Consider the following 15,516-nt stretch of genomic DNA (forward strand, 5'->3'; position numbering starts at 1 on the left):
CCCGCCGCAATGATCCGGTGGAAGTGGCGGCCGAAGACGCGCTGATCGATCTCGCCTACGCCCGCGATTTGCCGCTCGTCGCCACCAACCCGGCCTGCTTTGCCGAGCGCGCGTTCTACGATGCGCACGATGCCATGCTCTGCATCGCCAGTTCCACCCACGTCGATTCCGCCGATCGCCCACGTTCCTCGAAGGAATGGTGGATCAAGCCTGCGCCGATGATGGAAGAAATCTTCGCGGATCTCCCCGAAGCGCTGGCGAATACTCTCGTCGTCGCGCAGCGCACCGCATTCAAGCCGCCCAAGCGCAGCCCGATCCTCCCCAGCCTCGCCGGCGACAAGGAAGGCGAGGCGCGGATGATGGCCGAGGATTCGCGGCATGGCCTCGTCGCGCGGATGAAGCCGTACTACCCCGAAACAGTGTGGGACGAACTCGTCGAAGCGCTCACTGCACCCTTCGAGGAGATCGACGCCCGCCCCTTCGCCCTGCTCAAGGCGGAAGGGCACTGGGACGAGGTGTGCGCCTATCGCGAACGCCTCGAGTTCGAGATCGGCATCATCAACCGCATGGGCTTCGGCGGCTACTTCCTGATCGTGGCCGACTTCATCAAGTGGGCCAAGGAGCAGGGCATTCCGGTGGGGCCAGGGCGCGGTTCGGGCGCGGGTTCGCTGGTCGCCTGGGCGCTCACCATCACCGATCTCGATCCGATCAAGCTGGGCCTCCTGTTCGAACGCTTCCTCAATCCCGAACGCGTCTCGATGCCCGACTTCGATATCGACTTCTGCGAAACCCGGCGAGGCGAGGTGATCCGCTACGTCCAGCGCAAGTATGGCGATGATCACGTCGCGCAGATCATCACCTTCGGCAAGCTCAAGGCCCGCGCCGTGCTGCGCGATACCGGCCGCATCCTGCAGATGAGCTACGGGCAGGTCGACCGCCTGTGCAAGATGGTGCCCAACCATCCGACCGATCCGTGGCCGCTGCCCCGCGCCTTGAACGGCATTGCCGACCTCAAGCGCGAATACGACCGCGACCCCGAAGTGCGCCGCCTGATCGACCTTGCGATGCAGCTCGAAGGCCTGCCGCGCAACAGCTCGACCCACGCGGCGGGCGTGGTGATCGGTGACCGTCCGCTGGCGCAGCTCGTCCCGCTTTATCGCGATCCGCGTTCGGACATGCCGGTCACGCAGTTCGACATGAAGTTCGTCGAGGAAGCGGGCCTCGTGAAGTTCGACTTCCTCGGCCTCAAGACGCTGTCCGTGCTGCGCAAGGCCGTCGACCTCATGGCCAAGCGCGGGATCGAGATCAATCTCGACCGCCTCGCCTGGGATGATGCGCAGGTCTACAAGCTGCTCCAGTCGGGCGATACCGTCGGCGTGTTCCAGCTGGAATCGGAGGGCATGCGGCGCACGCTGGCGGCGGTTAAGCCGACCAACTTCGGCGACATCATCGCGCTCGTCTCGCTCTATCGCCCCGGCCCGATGGACAACATCCCGCTGTTCGGCCGCCGCAAGAATGGCCTCGAAGAAATCGAGTACCCGCACGAGAAACTCTCGGGCATCCTGGCCGAGACCTACGGGATCTTCGTCTATCAGGAACAGGTCATGCAGGCCGCGCAGATCCTTGCGGGCTACTCGCTCGGCGATGCAGACTTGCTGCGCCGCGCCATGGGCAAGAAAGTCCAGGCCGAAATGGATGCGCAGCGCCAGCGCTTCGTCGACGGCTGCAAGGAAGTCTCGGGCATCGACGCCAAGAAGGCCAACGAGCTGTTCGACTTGATCGACAAGTTCGCCGGCTACGGCTTCAACAAGTCCCACGCCGCCGCCTATGCGCTGCTGGCCTACCAGACCGCGTGGCTCAAGACGCACTACCCGCACGAGTTCTACGCCGCCTCGATGTGCTTCGACATGCACCAGTCGGAAAAGCTGGCCGTGTTCGTCGACGACATGCGCCGCTCCGGCATCGCGCTGCATGGGCCGGACATCAACCGTTCCGAGGCCGAGTTTACCGTTGAGCGCACCGAGGACGGCTATGCCGTGCGCTATGCGCTGGCCGGGCTTCGCAACGTCGGCGAGAAGGCGATGGATGCCATTGTCGCCGAGCGTGAGGCGAACGGCCCTTACACCAGCCTCGACGACCTGTTCCGCCGCTTGCCCGCAGGCGCGATGAACCGGCGCGGACTGGAGGCGCTCGCGGCGGGCGGTGCATTCGACAGCCTTGAGCCCAACCGCGCGCAGATCACCGCCAATGCGGAATTGCTGATGGCGGTCGCGGACGAAGCCGTTCGCTCGCGCACGTCCGGGCAAGGCGGCCTGTTCGGCGGTGACGACCATGCCGCGCCTGCCACGCGTCTTGCCGAAACCGCGCCGTGGTCGCGCGCAGACCAGATGGCAGCCGAACGCGATACCTTCGGCTTCTATTTCGCCGCGCACCCCGTCACCGAATATCGCGCCGTCGCCTCGGCCAATGGCGCGCGGACTTATGCCAGTCTGATGAGCGGGGAAGGCGATGCGGCGGGCCGCAGCGGCGCAGTCATGGCGGCGCTCGTCGAGAACGTGAACCGCCGCAAGACCAAGAAAGGCAATGACTTCATCGCCGCCGATTTCTCGGACAGCAGCGGTCAGTTCTCGGCTTCCTGCTTCGAGGAGAGCCTGGTCGAACCGTTCCAGCAATGGGCACGCGAAGGCACCTGCGTGCTGCTCAATGTCGAGCTGGACCGCCCGAACCCCGACGAGCCGCCACGCATCACTGTGCGCGGGGCGCGGCCCTTGGCGTCGGTCAGCAGCGCGGCGCGCATGCTGCTCAAGCTCGATGTCACGAAGCCCGAGGCGATGTCGGAACTCGCGCTCCTCCTGCCGCGCGCGCAGGGCGCTCGGGGCGAAGTGATTGCCCGCCTTCGCACGGGGACTGGCCGCGAACCGGTCATGCGGCTCGGCAATGATTTCTCACTTGATTCCGATGTAATCGAGCGATTGATTCCGGTGGAAGGGCTTGCCAATGTGGCCCTTACCGCGCGGGCCGACCGGCACTTGCGGCTCGTCGAATAGAACAACGAACAGGGGAGTAGGGGATGCATCTGGGCGCCATGCAGGATTGGTCCTTGCGCGTGACGCGTTTTATCGATCATGCCGCGCGGGAGCATGGCAGCCGCGAGATCGTTTCACGCTGGGCTGACGGCACCGAAAGCCGCACGACCTGGGCCGGCATCCGCCACGATGCGATGCGCATGGCGCAGAAGCTGGCAAAGCTGGGGATCAAGCCGGGCGACCGCGTGGCGACGCTGGCGATGAACCACCACCGCCACCTCGTCACCTGGTACGGCGCGGTCGGTGTCGGCGGCGTGCTGCATACGATCAACCCGCGCCTGTTCGATGATCAGCTCGACTACATCGCCAATCACGCCGAAGACCGCGTGATGCTGTTCGATGCCGTTTTCGCCCCGATCATCGAGCGGATGAAGCCGCGCTGGAAGACGATCGAGCACTATATCTGCTTCGACAGCAGCGGCCCTGCCGAACACTTCGAAGACTGGATCGCCACCGAAGACGGGCAGGGCGAATGGGCCGATGGCGACGAGCGCGATCCGTGCATGCTGTGCTACACCAGCGGCACCACCGGCAATCCCAAGGGCGTGCTGTATGAGCACCGCTCGACGGTTCTGCACGCCATGATCGGCATGACACCTCCGCTTTTCAGCGTTGATTGCCGCACCGTCATGCTGCCCATTGTGCCGATGTTCCACGCTGCCAGCTGGGGTCTGCCGTGGGCCGGCGCAGCGGCAGGCGCCAAATTCGTCTACAGCGCCGTCAACGATCCTGCCGTGCTGGCCGAACTTATGGAGCGTGAGGCCGTGACCACTTCGGCCGGCGTACCAACTGTCTGGCTCGGCCTTTTGCAGCACTTCGATACTGCCGGGAAGGATATCCCCGAAAGCCTGAAAACGGTGGTGTGCGGCGGCTCGGCAATGCCGCGCGCGATGATCGAGCGGCTCATGCGGAGCGGCATTCGGGTCAGCCACGCCTGGGGCATGACCGAGACTTCGCCTATCGGCACCTCCAGCGCCGAGACGTGGAACTGGGACGATCTCTCCTTCGACGAGCAGGTCTCGATCAAGGCCATGCAGGGCCGCGCGCCCTTCGGCGTTGAGCTGCGGTGCGTTGATCTGGGTGACTACAGCAAGGTCCTGCCGCGCGACGGCAAGACGTCCGGCGCACTGCAGGTGCGCGGGCCGTGGGTCGTCAAGCGCTACTTCAAGGCTGAGGCGGATGCGACCGACGCCGACCAGTGGTTCGATACTGGCGATGTTGCGGTGATCCATCCGGACGGCACCTTGCAGCTGACCGACCGCACTAAGGACGTGATCAAGTCTGGCGGCGAGTGGATCAGTTCGGTCGAGCTGGAAAACGCCGCAGTCGGCTTTCCTGGCGTGGCTGAAGCAGCGGCGATCGGCGTCTACCACCCGCGCTGGGACGAACGGCCGCTGCTGGTCGTGGTGAAGAAGCCCGGTGCCGAAGTCTGCCAGGACGCGCTGCGCGAACATCTTGCCGGCCATGTTGCCAAGTGGTGGCTGCCTGATGCCGTCGTCTTCGTGGACGAGATTCCCCACACCGGCACCGGCAAGATCAGCAAGAAGGACCTGCGCGATCAGTTCCGCGATTGGAAGTGGAGCGCCTGAACGATGGACGAAGCCTATATCGATCCGAGCCGCGAGAACTTCGACAAGTTCAAGGCCCTGCCGCGCGACACGCCTATCCACATGCTCAATCTCGTCCGCTTCAAGGACATGGCCACTTATCCCGAAGGCCATGAGCTCGCGGACAAGGGGCTGACCGGGGCTGACGCCTACCGCGAGTACATGCGCACGATTCAGCCGGTTCTGGAGCGCGCGGGCGGGCACATCGTGTGGGCAGGCGAGTTCGAGGCGATGGTCACTGGCCCTGCCGAATGGGAATGGGACGAGACTTTCGTCATGGCCTATCCCGATGCCGCATCGTTCATGGGCATGGTCAAGGATCCGGACTATGCGCCGGTGGTTGTTCACCGGCAGGCAGCAGTTGCAACCTCGCGGCTCGTACGGTTTGCCCCGCGTGAAAGGCTTGGCTGATGATCATTGCCACCACCGAGAATGTTGCAGGCCGAGAAATCACTGAGTGCCTCGGTCAGGTCTTCGGCGTGGTTGTGCGCAGCCGGGGGCTTGGCGGCAACATCATAGCGGGCCTGCGCTCGATCATCGGCGGTGAGATCAAGGAATACTCTGCGCTTGTTGAAGACACCCGCCGCCACGCGATCGACCGCCTCGTGATGAATGCCGCATTGATGGGTGCGGACGCGGTCGTCATGATGCGCTTTGATTCCGGTTCGATCGGCCAGACGATGAATGAAGTTGTCGCCTATGGAACCGCGGTGAAGCTGAAGCCGCTATGACCTCCAACGGCCGCATCGCTGCGTTCGCCATTGCGGGGTTGGCCGTGACGAGCGGCGTGTGGATGCAGTTTGCCAGCGCGGATGGCAGCGGTTTCCCGTTGTTCATGTTTGCAGCGCTTGTCGCGGTCGGAACGATGTTTGATGCAGGCTATCTCGCGCGCCGACGTAAAACGAGCGGACCATGGCAACGGACGACCGAACGCGAAGTCGATCATCAGTCCGGCCAGATCCTTGAAGTCTGGTATGATCCACACAGCGGTGAGCGCCGGTATCTCCCGGTCGGTCAGAGCCCCGATTAAGCGGTTTGCGTCAGTTCAATGGGGGCATGTGAGCGTTTTCTTAAGTAAACCCTCAGTAAAACAAGGGGAATCACGTCAAACCGGACTGATCCTATGCAAGACACATCGCCCGAGACTTTCTGGCAAGCCATTGATCTGTGGGGGCGGGCCGTCCGTTCCGCGGATACTCTGCTGGATCTGTGGTGGCTATGGCTCGTGCTCGGCTTTGTGCTGTGGCTGGCTTTGCGTATCCGCGCGCAGCATGCGCTGATCGCGCAGCTTGATGAGCGCGCCGATGCGGCCTTCGGCGATGTCGATGCGCTGCTGCTCGAACGCAAGACGCTCATCGGCAATCTCGTCGAGGTTGTCCGCGCCTATGCCGCCAAGGAACACGAAGTGATCCGCGATGTCCTATCCGCGCGGGTCGAGGCGATTTCGGAACTCGGCGAAGGGGCGATGATTGGCCAGCAGAACGCGGCCTTCCTGCAAAACCTCGTCTCGCTCGGCGAAAACTTCCCCGAACTTGAATCAGGCAGCCACTTCGCTGCGCTGCGCACCGATCTGGTCCGCATCGAAGACCGCATCACCGCCGCCCGCAAGTTCTACAACCTCGCGGTCGAAGAGCTCAATTCGGTCGCCCGCGCGTTTCCTGGCAACCTGATCGCGTCGTTCAGCCGCCTGCCGCTCCGCGAGAAGTTCTCGCTCGGCGAACGGCGCGGCGCCTACGAAGAGACCGCGCAGATCGCGTTCTGAGCCGATGAAACAGAGTTCCCCGCCGCTGGGCTATGTCACGCATGCGGCGGAGAACCGGCGCCGCCTCACGCGGTACATCGCCGCATACATTGCCGCGTTTCAGCTGATCGGAGCCTTCGTGCTCACCGTTCCGCTGCTGATGTTCGATCCGCTGCACACGATCCTGTCCAATCCGGGCGGGTATGCGCTGCGCTATGCCTTGCCGCTCGGCCTGCTGAGCGCCCTGATCTTCTGGTCCATATACCGCGGCCATGCCGACTCGGTCCGCGCAAGTGTCGACATCCGCGATGTCACCCGCGCCGACGAGCCGCGCTTCGTCGCCATTGCCGAGGAGCAATGCACCGCGCTCGGCGTGCGCTTTCCGCGCTTCGGGTTGATCGAAGTCGATGCGCTCAACGCGCTTACGGTGGGTGAAGGTCCGACGCGCGGCCTCATCGCAGTTACGCGCGGACTGTTAGACCGGCTCGATGATGACGAGCTTGCGGCGGTTCTGGCGCATGAAGCCTCGCATATCCGCAATGGCGATACGCGCGTGCTCTCGGCCAACCATGCTTTGATGCGCACCGCGGTCATGCTGCAGGCTAACAATCCGCTGCGGATCGAAGACCTTCGGCAAATGCTCATTCCGCTGTTGATGCCGCCGTTCCTCATCATCCTGCTCGCAGGCAATGCGGCGACCATGCTGGCAATGCGGCTGGCCTTCGGCGCGCGTCGCGAAGTCAAGCTCAGCCGTGATCATATTGCTGACGGTGAGGCCGTCCGCGTGACGCATTTTCCCGAGGCCCTCGTCAGCGCGCTGCAAAAAATCCGCGGGCAGGGCCGGTTCGATGGCAGCCGCCGGATCGAGGCATTGCTGTTCGATGGACCTTCGGACCTTGAAGGCGGCACGCACCCGCCGATCGCGGACCGTATCGCCGCGATTACCGCGCTGGGCGGCGACATGATGGCGCCGGGCCGCCTGCGCAAGGACACGCGCACGCCGGCTTCCTTTCGCCCGCGCTTCGGCGTTCGGCCCAAGCAGGCCCGCGAGGAGGAGTACCCGTGCGACGAGGAGGGCCGCCCGCTGGAGGAGCCACCCACGCCGACATGGGCGCTGCAGATGTTGCGCTTCACCGATCCGCCCGCATTCCGACGGTGGAACGAGGCCTGCATCGCGTGGCTCGAATGGCGCGCGTCCGACGAGCGCAATGCGCTGGGGCTGACGCCGAAGATGCTGATACCGGTGGTCGCGGTGACGGCCTTCCTGCTGGTGTTCCACTGGCCGGCGGACAATGATCCGGTGAAGTTTGCCAACACCTTCAATCCGGCTTTGATTGCCGGCGAATTCGGCAGGACCCAGACATCAGGCACATTCTGCCACGGCTCATCCTCTCCGGATGGCAAATGCAACGCCCCCGTCAGCCAAGGCCCATACATACCCGCGCAGCCGCGCGTCCCTCACCACAATCCCTGGTCAAACACCACGCCGGAGGAAGAAAAGGCCGAAGCCGCCGCCGCACGCCGCGCGTCGGGCGCTGGTCCGGAGACCGCCCTGATGTTGCCGCTCCTGCTTCTCGGCGTGATCATCGTGGCTACTCTGGCGCCCGAACAGCTCAAGCGGTTCCTGGGCATCGTCGACGCAAAACCCCAGCGGACCACACGGGCCGAGGACGAGCCGGTTGCGCCGCTTGTCAGCGTCAGCCAATTCGAGCGGCGGGCGTTGCCACCTTCCGCCGCGCCGCCGTTCCAGCGTCCGCCCGGCGGCGGCTTTGGTCGCAAAGGCCTTTAAAGCAGCGCCAATTGGCCATCTCGACTGGGCGGGCGGAACTGGCTGCAATCGAGCACCGGCTTGGCCTGCGGGATGCCGGCGCGCTTCATGCCAAGCCGGAAGCGGCTGCGCACCAGATCGGCCCATACGCCCGTCGGCTTCATCCGGCTGAAGAAGCGCGCATCGTTGTCCTTGCCCCCGCGCACCGATTGGACGATGGCCATGACCTTCGCGGCGCGGTCCGGAAAATGGACATCCAGCCATTCGCGGAAAAGCGGCGCGACTTCGTGCGGAAGGCGCAGCATGATCCAGCTGGCGGACTGCACCCCGCGCGCGCCCGCCTCGGCAAGGATCGCCTCGATAAAGCTGTCCGTAATTGCGGGAATGATCGGCGAAACCGAGACATTGGCATGCACGCCCGCCTTGGCCAGCGCTTCCAGCGCAGCGAGCCGCTTGGCAGGCGCCGAGGCACGCGGTTCGAGTTTGCCCGAGAGGCGGGGGTCGAGGCTTGTCACCGAGATTGAAACCGCAGTGAGGTTCCGCGCCGCCAGTTCTGCGAGAAGATCGAGATCGTCGAGCACGCGCGCCGACTTGGTCGTGATCGTAACCGGATGCCCCACCTCCAGGCACAGCTCCAGCACCGCACGGGTGATCCGGTAGCGCGCCTCGATCGGCTGGTAGGGATCGGTATTGGTGCCAAGTGCGAGCGGGGCAGGGCTGTACCCTCGCGCCGCAAAGGCCTTGCGCAGCGATACGGGTGCGGAAGGCTTGGCAAACAGCTTTGTCTCGAAATCGAGCCCCGGGGAAAGATCGTGCCAGGCATGGGTCGGCCGCGCATAGCAATAGACGCAGCCATGTTCGCACCCCCGATAAGGATTGAGTGAGCGGTCGAACGGGATATCGGGCGAGGTGTTCCAGGCAATCGCCGTCTTGGGGAATTCTTCGGTGACGGTGGTGCGCAGCTTGGGGCCGGGGCCGTCGATCGCTTCCACCTCGTCAAGCCAGTCGCCGTCAGCCTCGCGCGTGTTCAGCCCGAAGTGCGTGGGCACCTGCGCCGATTGCGCGCCGCGGCCGCGAATGACGGAATCGGACGTTCCCATGTTTGAGAACATAATAAGAACACGCGCCGAGCACCAGCCCGTTTGCCGGACTTATTTCTCCAGCAGGCGCGGCATTAGCTCGACGAAGTTGCAAGGCCGGTTGCGGCTGTCGAGCTGCTCGGCGAGGATCCCGTCCCAGCCATCCTTCACCGCGCCGTTCGAGCCGGGCAGGGCGAAGATGTAAGTCCCGCGCGCCACCACCGCGCAGGCGCGCGACTGGATCGTGCTCGTGCCGATGGTCTTGAAGCTCAGCCAGCGGAACAGCTCGCCAAAGCCCGGAATGTCGCGCGTCTTCACCCGGTCGAGTGCTTCCGGCGTGACGTCGCGACCGGTCAGCCCTGTGCCGCCGGTGATCACCACGGCATCGACATTGCGGTCATCGATCCAGTTGTTGAGCCGACTGGCGATGCGCCCCGCATCGTCTTTCTCGATCGCGCGCGCGACGAGGTGATGCCCGGAGCCCTTGATCCGATCCGCCAGAATATCGCCCGAGGTATCGTCCTCCGGCCCGCGCGTGTCCGAAACGGTGAGCAGCGCGATATTGATCGGCTTGAACGTGCGCGTCGTATCAATTGCCACGCGAGGCCATCCTTACGCTGTCCGCGCCGGTCAGGCCCGGGAATTTCGGCCACATGCCTTGCGCGAGGCCGATGCGGCTTTCCGAAGGGCCGCCGGCCTGCCGCTCGTACATCCAGTAGTTGCGCATCACGATCGAGACGTAGCCGCGCGTCTCCCAATAGGGGATCGATTCCATCCACAGCAGCGGATCGCCGTTGTCGCGAATCTCGGTGTTCCAGCGCCCGATCGGCATCGGACCCGCATTGTAGGCCGCGATGACCTTCGGCAGCAGCCCGCCGGTTGCACCGGAATCGCGCAGGCGCACGAGGTATCCTTGTCCGAACGCCATGTTCACGTCGGGCAGATCGAGCTGGGTCTCGCGGCCAGCCATGGTCGGCTCGTCGCGGACAAGACCGCGCGCGGTACCGGGCAGCACCTGCATCAGGCCGCGTGCGCCTGCCGGGCTGACCACCGCCGTGCGGAAGTTCGATTCCTGCAGCGAATGCGCGAAGAGCAGCGCCGGATCGACTTTCCAGCCTGTCGCCGGAACCCAGCGCGGCGCCGGGAAGCGCGCGGCGGCATCGGCCTTCGCACCGGAAGGCGCATTGTAGGCCATCCACAGCTGCGTCGCAGGCAGGCCGAGGTCGCGCGCCAGACGCGACAGCGGTGCATAGAGCGAGGGATCGCCGATCCGCGCCTGATGGCGCAGCAGTTCGTCGGCAAGGCCGTCCTCGCCGATTTCCGCGAGTTCCACCGCAAGGCGAACATTGCTAACCTGCCGCAGCTGCTGCCAGTCGTCCGAGGTAAAGTCCGGCGCCGAGGCGACCGTCGTTTCCTTGAGGCCCAGCGCTTCGCTGGCGATCATGCCATAGAGCGTATCGCGCAGCCGCGCCGCATTGCGCAGGGCATTGGCGACCTTCTCCGGCGCGCGGCAGCGCATCCACGCGCGGCCGGCCCAGTAGTTGGCAGCGGCGGTCAGTTCATCGTTCTGCGCCGCGCTGGCGGCCTGCTCGAAGCTGCTGGCGGCATTGGTGCAGTCGTTGAGGCGCCACGCGGCGAGGCCCGCCGTCCACAAGGCCTCGGCCACCCACGGCCCGCTGGCGCCCTGCAGCGCGCCGAGCGAGACATTGCGCGCGTTGGCGTCGTCGTTCTCGATGTAGAAGGCCCAGCCCACGCGCTGATGCCATTCGGCCCGCGCTTCCACCGAGAGACTGGACTCGATCCCGTCGAGCAGCACGCGCGCGCCGAGCGGATCGTCGTTCTTGATGCGGTCCTGGATCGCAAGCGCCACGCTCTCGGGCATCGTGCCATCGGCCACCGGACGCGGCTTGATGCGCTTGGGCAGCCCGGGCAGCGTCATCATCGGCTGCGCACTCGGGAGGGCAGGAAGCTCGGTCGCGCCGCGCTTGATGGCGAGGCGGCTCAACTGTTCAGCCCAGGGTAGTTCAGGCGCGGTTGAAAGCACCTGCGTCAGCGGCGCGAGTTCAGCCTTCGGGGACGTCGCGGCGAGGTAGTACTGCGCCTTCGCGACGGCATGGAGCGGTCCGTCGGCGCGCTGGGCGAGCAGCGACTGCACCGTGGTCCAGTCCTGACGCTCGATCGCGCCGAACATCTGCTTGTAATAGGCGCGGTCTTCCTGGCTCAGCAGCGATGGGACGGCAGTCCGGTCAGTCCGTGCACGGAAATACTCGGCAGCAGCGCTGTTGGCGGCGGCAGGCGCGGCAGTGCCGACGGCGAGCACGGCAGCAACGGCAAGCAAGGCGGTGCGGCGCATGTTCACGAAAGATTGGCCCCGCACGAACGTTCCACTTCGGATATCTTCCCGTTCACATCTGCCAGTCGCTGCGGTCATGCCGGGTTGGCCTTCCCGGCGGTCCCGTCCAACCAGCGCTGCCAGACCCCCGATTTCCAGCCCGGTTTGGCCAGCAGGGTTTCGAGGTCATATTCAAAACCTGCCGGAACCCTGCCACTCTCATGGTTAAGCGCGCGTAAATGATGAGCATTTTGCGCTGAGTCGTGCCCGAGAAGCGCCAGAATGTCGCCCCGGCCAAACACCAGAATCCGCTCCGGCGCAGCAAGCGCAATGTGGCGTTTAAGCACGTCGCCGAGGCCCGCAGCACCCAGGCCTGCCCAATCGGGCATGGCGATTCGGGCCGGGAGCGCCGAAGCGCGGTAGACCGAGGCCGGATCGAGCCCCATCGCGGCGAGCATGGCATCGACTAGCTTGCCGCTGCGCCCCGACAGCAGTGTCTCGCCGTCGTCCTCTGCCGGCATTGGCACCAGCACCATCAGCTTCGCGTGCTGCGGCCCCATCGGCGCCAACCGACGCGCGCCTTTGGGTGCGAGTGTCGGTTCGGACAGCCACCAAGCGGCAAAACTGCCGAAAACTCCGGGCCATGCACTGCGATCTTCGGCAACTGGTGGAGCAGCGGCGGGCTGCGCGGACACCCGCGGCGCGCGCTTTTCGACCGGCGGAAGCGCGGGAGCGGCCTTGGCCGGGCGGGCCGGAGCAACGCCTGCCAGCCAGTCCTGCGGCGCGTCGACGAAAGCCATGTCGACACCGGCTTCGGCCCACCAGCCAAGCGCTGCTTCGAGGGCTTCCCCCAAGGACCTGTCATTAGTGTCTGGCAATCCCATCGCCTTGTGGTCTTGACCTTGCTTGCGCCAGCTTTCAAGGCAAGGACATGAGGTTTCGGGGCACAGCGTGCCCGATATGGGGTCGGAGCGAGAGAAAATGAGCGAACGGGAATCGATGCCTTATGATGTCGTGATTGTCGGCGGCGGGCCTGCGGGTCTGGCTGCGGCGATCCGCCTAAAGCAGGTCAATTCCGATATATCGGTCTGTATCCTCGAAAAAGGCTCGGAAATCGGGGCGCACATCCTGTCGGGCGCGGTGGTCGATCCCAAGGCGCTCGACGAATTGCTGCCCGAATGGCGCGAACAGGGCTGCCCGATGGCGGAAACGCCGGTGACGGACAACTGGCACTGGGTGCTGACCCGCAGCGGCAAGACCGCGCTGCCGCACTGGCCGATGCCTCCGTTCATGTCGAACCACGGCAACTACACCGGCAGCCTCGGCAACCTCTGCCGCTGGCTGGCCGAGCAGGCGACCGAGCTCGGCGTCGAGATCTTTCCCGGTTTCCCCGCCGCCGAGATCCTCTATGACGAGAAGGGCGCGGTGCGCGGTGTCGCGACCGGCGACATGGGCATTGCCAAGGACGGCAGCAAGAAGCCCGATTACCAGCCGGGCATGGAACTCCTTGCAAAATATACCCTGTTTGCAGAGGGTGCGCGCGGACACCTCACAAAGCAGCTGAAGGCCAAGTACGACCTCGAGCGCGATTGCCAGCCGCAGGTCTACGGTATCGGCATCAAGGAACTGTGGGATATCGATCCCGACAAGCATGTTCACGGCCGCGTGATCCACACGCAGGGTTGGCCGCTGTCGGAAAGCAATTCGTGGGGCGGCGGCTTCCTCTACCACCAGGCCAACAACCAGGTCGCGCTCGGTTTCGTGACCGCGCTCGATTACGCGAATCCCTATGTCTATCCTTACGAGGAATTCCAGCGCTGGAAGCAGCATCCCGCGATCCGCGAGATCCTCGAAGGCGGCCGCCGCGTGTCCTACGGTGCGCGCGCGATCAACGAAGGTGGCTGGCAGTCCGTGCCGCGCCTCGCCTTCCCGGGCGGCGCGCTGATCGGGTGCTCGGCCGGTTTCGTCAACGTGCCGCGCATCAAGGGCAGCCACACCGCGATGAAGAGCGGCATGCTCGCCGCCGAAGCCATTGCTGCCGCGATGGCGAATGGCCGCGAGCAGGATGAGCTGGGCGAATACGACAGCGCCGTCCGCGAAAGCTGGATCGCCAAGGAACTGAAGCTCGTCCAGAACGCGCAGCCGCTCGTCGCCAAGTTCGGCGGCTCGCTCGGTACCGTGCTGGCGGGCGCGGACATGTGGGCGCGCGTGCTGAAGATCAATCCGCTGAAGGGCATGAAGCACCACAAGGACAGCGAGCACACGATGCGAGCCGACCTGTTCAAGCCGATCGAATATCCCAAGCCCGACGGCGTGATCAGCTTCGATCGCCTGACCTCGGTTTCGTTCTCCTACACCAACCACGAGGAGGACCAGCCGTGCCACCTCGTGCTCAAGGACCCGACTGTCCCGACGCGGATCAACCTGCCGCTTTATGCCGGTCCCGAAGCACGCTTCTGCCCGGCGGGCGTCTATGAGTTCCTCACCGGCGAGGACGGCAACCCGCGCCTCCAGATCAACGCCCAGAACTGCGTCCACTGCAAGACCTGCGACATCAAGGACACGACGCAGAACATCGAATGGGTCACGCCCGAAGGCGGCGGCGGCCCGAACTATCCGAACATGTGACGCATTCTTTGAGCGTAGAGGGCTAACCGAATGCCAAGGTTCGCAGCAGTGTTGTCGATGTTGGTTGCCGCTGCTGCCTCGCAGCCGGTCCTTGCGCAGTCGAGCAACATCCCGGGCGTGACAGAGGCCGCGCCCGGTGTGCAGAGCATCGACGGCGCCAAAGTCCCTTCGACTCGGCTGAGCGTGTCGGCCCTCAAGGCGGCTATCGAAGGCGACCGGTCGTATTCCAAGATCAAGCGGCTGTTCACTGTCGCCGGAATTGCCTCGCCTGGACCGGCGGGGACGACGACCTACATGTTCAAGGTGCACGACACGGACACGGACAAGGACGTCGTGGCGATCCTGTTCGTCAAAGGCGGCAGCATCCTGAACTATATGATCAGCTGACTCCGGATGCCTGCTATCGCTGCCGGTCGGGAAACCGCGTACGCCAAGATCAACCTCGCGCTGCATGTCCGGCGGCGGCGCGAGGATGGCTATCATGAGCTTGAGACACTGTTTGCCTTCGTCGATGCGGGGGATGAGCTGGTGGCCGAACCGGCGAATGCGGACAGCCTGCATGTGGTTGGTGAGTTCGCCACCGGTCTTGACGATCCCTTCGGAAATATCGTCGCCAAGACTCTGAATTCGCTGCCGCATGGTAAAGGTTGGACAGTAACACTCGAGAAGCGCCTGCCGGTAGCTGCCGGACTTGGCGGTGGTTCAGCCGATGCGGGCGCGGTGTTTCGCATGATCGAGCGCGCGCATGGCCTGCCGGATGATTGGCGCGACCGCGCCGCCAAGCTCGGTGCCGATGTCCCTGCCTGCGTACTCAGCCAGGCTTGCATCGGACGCGGCACCGGGACTGAACTCGAACCCGTCGCCAATGATTTGGCCGGAACGCCTGTCCTCCTTGTCAATCCACGCATTCCGCTCGCAACCGGCCCCGTGTTCAAGGGCTGGGATCAGATTGACCGCGGCCCCATGCCGTCAGGGAACTTGCGCACGATTGCGCTCGAGGGCCGCAACGATCTTGAACCCAGTGCCATCGCGCTTGTGCCGCAGATTGCTGACGTCATCGCGGCGCTCAGCGCAAGCGGCGCCTGGCTCGCCCGCATGTCCGGCTCCGGCGCGACGTGCTTTGCGCTCTATGACAGCGCCGAAGCCCGCGATGCCGCCGCTGCCGCCTTGCCGCCAGCATGGTGGCACCTCGCCGGTAAACTCCGTTAGTCCCCCGCCGTTCGTGTCGAGCGAAGTCGAGACACCGACCGCAACGTATGGTGTCTCGACTTCGCT

The 15,516-nt window shown here is 64.8% G+C and carries 14 protein-coding genes; 10 read left to right on the plus strand and 4 right to left on the minus strand.

Translation table 11 applies throughout. The annotated features are described in order from the left end of the window. The 7 genes from dnaE to IP83_RS17840 form a co-directional block, all read left to right on the plus strand. A partial coding sequence (gene dnaE / locus IP83_RS17810; RefSeq protein ID WP_054123584.1) for a DNA polymerase III subunit alpha occupies positions 1–3,047 on the plus strand: 3,047 nt, incomplete at its 5' end. A gap of 23 nt (positions 3,048–3,070) precedes the next feature. Continuing rightward, a complete protein-coding gene (locus tag IP83_RS17815; RefSeq protein ID WP_054123585.1) occupies positions 3,071–4,675 on the plus strand; it encodes a long-chain fatty acid--CoA ligase in 1,605 nt (534 codons plus the stop codon). A gap of 3 nt (positions 4,676–4,678) precedes the next feature. After that, on the plus strand, positions 4,679–5,104 hold the full coding sequence (locus IP83_RS17820) for a DUF1330 domain-containing protein (protein ID WP_054123586.1): 426 nt from the start codon (positions 4,679–4,681) through the stop codon (positions 5,102–5,104). Next, positions 5,104–5,424 (plus strand): YbjQ family protein, encoded by a 321-nt coding sequence (locus tag IP83_RS17825; RefSeq protein WP_054123587.1) that lies wholly within the window; start codon positions 5,104–5,106, stop codon positions 5,422–5,424. Before IP83_RS17820 ends, IP83_RS17825 begins: the two co-directional genes overlap by 1 nt. After that, positions 5,421–5,723 (plus strand): hypothetical protein, encoded by a 303-nt coding sequence (locus IP83_RS17830; protein ID WP_054123588.1) that lies wholly within the window; start codon positions 5,421–5,423, stop codon positions 5,721–5,723. The genes IP83_RS17825 and IP83_RS17830 overlap by 4 nt, the downstream gene beginning before the upstream one ends. A 93-nt stretch (positions 5,724–5,816) precedes the next feature. After that, positions 5,817–6,455, plus strand: a complete 639-nt coding sequence (locus IP83_RS17835; protein WP_054123589.1) for a LemA family protein — start codon at positions 5,817–5,819, stop codon at positions 6,453–6,455. Between the two features lie 4 nt (positions 6,456–6,459). Next, positions 6,460–8,223 (plus strand): M48 family metalloprotease, encoded by a 1,764-nt coding sequence (locus IP83_RS17840; protein ID WP_054123590.1) that lies wholly within the window; start codon positions 6,460–6,462, stop codon positions 8,221–8,223. Here the strand turns inward: IP83_RS17840 and IP83_RS17845 are convergent. From IP83_RS17845 to IP83_RS17860, 4 genes are all read right to left on the minus strand, one after another. Next, entirely contained in the window at positions 8,220–9,302 is a 1,083-nt protein-coding gene (locus tag IP83_RS17845; protein WP_054123591.1) for a PA0069 family radical SAM protein, read from the minus strand. The genes IP83_RS17840 and IP83_RS17845 overlap by 4 nt on opposite strands. A gap of 51 nt (positions 9,303–9,353) precedes the next feature. Next, positions 9,354–9,881 (minus strand): molybdenum cofactor biosynthesis protein B, encoded by a 528-nt coding sequence (gene moaB / locus IP83_RS17850; protein WP_054123592.1) that lies wholly within the window; start codon positions 9,879–9,881, stop codon positions 9,354–9,356. Further along, positions 9,871–11,634: a lytic transglycosylase domain-containing protein gene (locus tag IP83_RS17855; protein WP_054123593.1), complete on the minus strand. Its 1,764-nt coding sequence runs from the start codon at positions 11,632–11,634 to the stop codon at positions 9,871–9,873. The genes moaB and IP83_RS17855 overlap by 11 nt, the downstream gene beginning before the upstream one ends. Positions 11,635–11,708: 74 nt before the next feature. Beyond that, positions 11,709–12,467 carry a hypothetical protein gene (locus IP83_RS17860; protein WP_231625113.1) on the minus strand — a complete coding sequence of 253 codons (759 nt, stop codon included), beginning with the start codon at positions 12,465–12,467 and terminating at the stop codon, positions 11,709–11,711. A gap of 127 nt (positions 12,468–12,594) precedes the next feature. Between IP83_RS17860 and IP83_RS17865 the strand changes: the two genes are divergently transcribed. Genes IP83_RS17865 through IP83_RS17875 form a run of 3 tightly spaced genes read left to right on the plus strand, consistent with a single transcriptional unit; the run spans position 12,595 to position 15,450 of the window. Further along, a complete protein-coding gene (locus IP83_RS17865) occupies positions 12,595–14,241 on the plus strand; it encodes an electron transfer flavoprotein-ubiquinone oxidoreductase (RefSeq protein WP_054123594.1) in 1,647 nt (548 codons plus the stop codon). A 57-nt stretch (positions 14,242–14,298) separates the two neighbouring features. Then, a complete protein-coding gene (locus tag IP83_RS17870; protein WP_054123595.1) occupies positions 14,299–14,628 on the plus strand; it encodes a hypothetical protein in 330 nt (109 codons plus the stop codon). A gap of 6 nt (positions 14,629–14,634) precedes the next feature. Then, the gene (locus tag IP83_RS17875) at positions 14,635–15,450 is read left to right on the plus strand and encodes a 4-(cytidine 5'-diphospho)-2-C-methyl-D-erythritol kinase (RefSeq protein ID WP_054123596.1); all 816 of its coding nucleotides are present in this window, start codon (positions 14,635–14,637) and stop codon (positions 15,448–15,450) included. Positions 15,451–15,516 lie beyond the last annotated feature (66 nt).

Origin of the sequence: Novosphingobium sp. AAP93 (genome assembly GCF_001296055.1) — a bacterium.
Taxonomy (GTDB): domain Bacteria; phylum Pseudomonadota; class Alphaproteobacteria; order Sphingomonadales; family Sphingomonadaceae; genus Novosphingobium.

Excerpts from the sequence above, each read along its gene's own strand:
- IP83_RS17815 (WP_054123585.1), top strand. The coding sequence starts at position 3,071 with ATGCATCTGGGCGCCATGCAGGATTGGTCCTTGCGCGTGACGCGTTTT.
- IP83_RS17820 (WP_054123586.1), top strand. The coding sequence starts at position 4,679 with ATGGACGAAGCCTATATCGATCCGAGCCGCGAGAACTTCGACAAGTTC.
- IP83_RS17825 (WP_054123587.1), top strand. The coding sequence starts at position 5,104 with ATGATCATTGCCACCACCGAGAATGTTGCAGGCCGAGAAATCACTGAG.
- IP83_RS17830 (WP_054123588.1), top strand. The coding sequence starts at position 5,421 with ATGACCTCCAACGGCCGCATCGCTGCGTTCGCCATTGCGGGGTTGGCC.
- IP83_RS17835 (WP_054123589.1), top strand. The coding sequence starts at position 5,817 with ATGCAAGACACATCGCCCGAGACTTTCTGGCAAGCCATTGATCTGTGG.
- IP83_RS17840 (WP_054123590.1), top strand. The coding sequence starts at position 6,460 with ATGAAACAGAGTTCCCCGCCGCTGGGCTATGTCACGCATGCGGCGGAG.
- IP83_RS17845 (WP_054123591.1), bottom strand. The coding sequence starts at position 9,302 with ATGGGAACGTCCGATTCCGTCATTCGCGGCCGCGGCGCGCAATCGGCG.
- IP83_RS17855 (WP_054123593.1), bottom strand. The coding sequence starts at position 11,634 with ATGCGCCGCACCGCCTTGCTTGCCGTTGCTGCCGTGCTCGCCGTCGGC.
- IP83_RS17865 (WP_054123594.1), top strand. The coding sequence starts at position 12,595 with ATGAGCGAACGGGAATCGATGCCTTATGATGTCGTGATTGTCGGCGGC.
- IP83_RS17870 (WP_054123595.1), top strand. The coding sequence starts at position 14,299 with ATGTTGGTTGCCGCTGCTGCCTCGCAGCCGGTCCTTGCGCAGTCGAGC.
- IP83_RS17875 (WP_054123596.1), top strand. The coding sequence starts at position 14,635 with ATGCCTGCTATCGCTGCCGGTCGGGAAACCGCGTACGCCAAGATCAAC.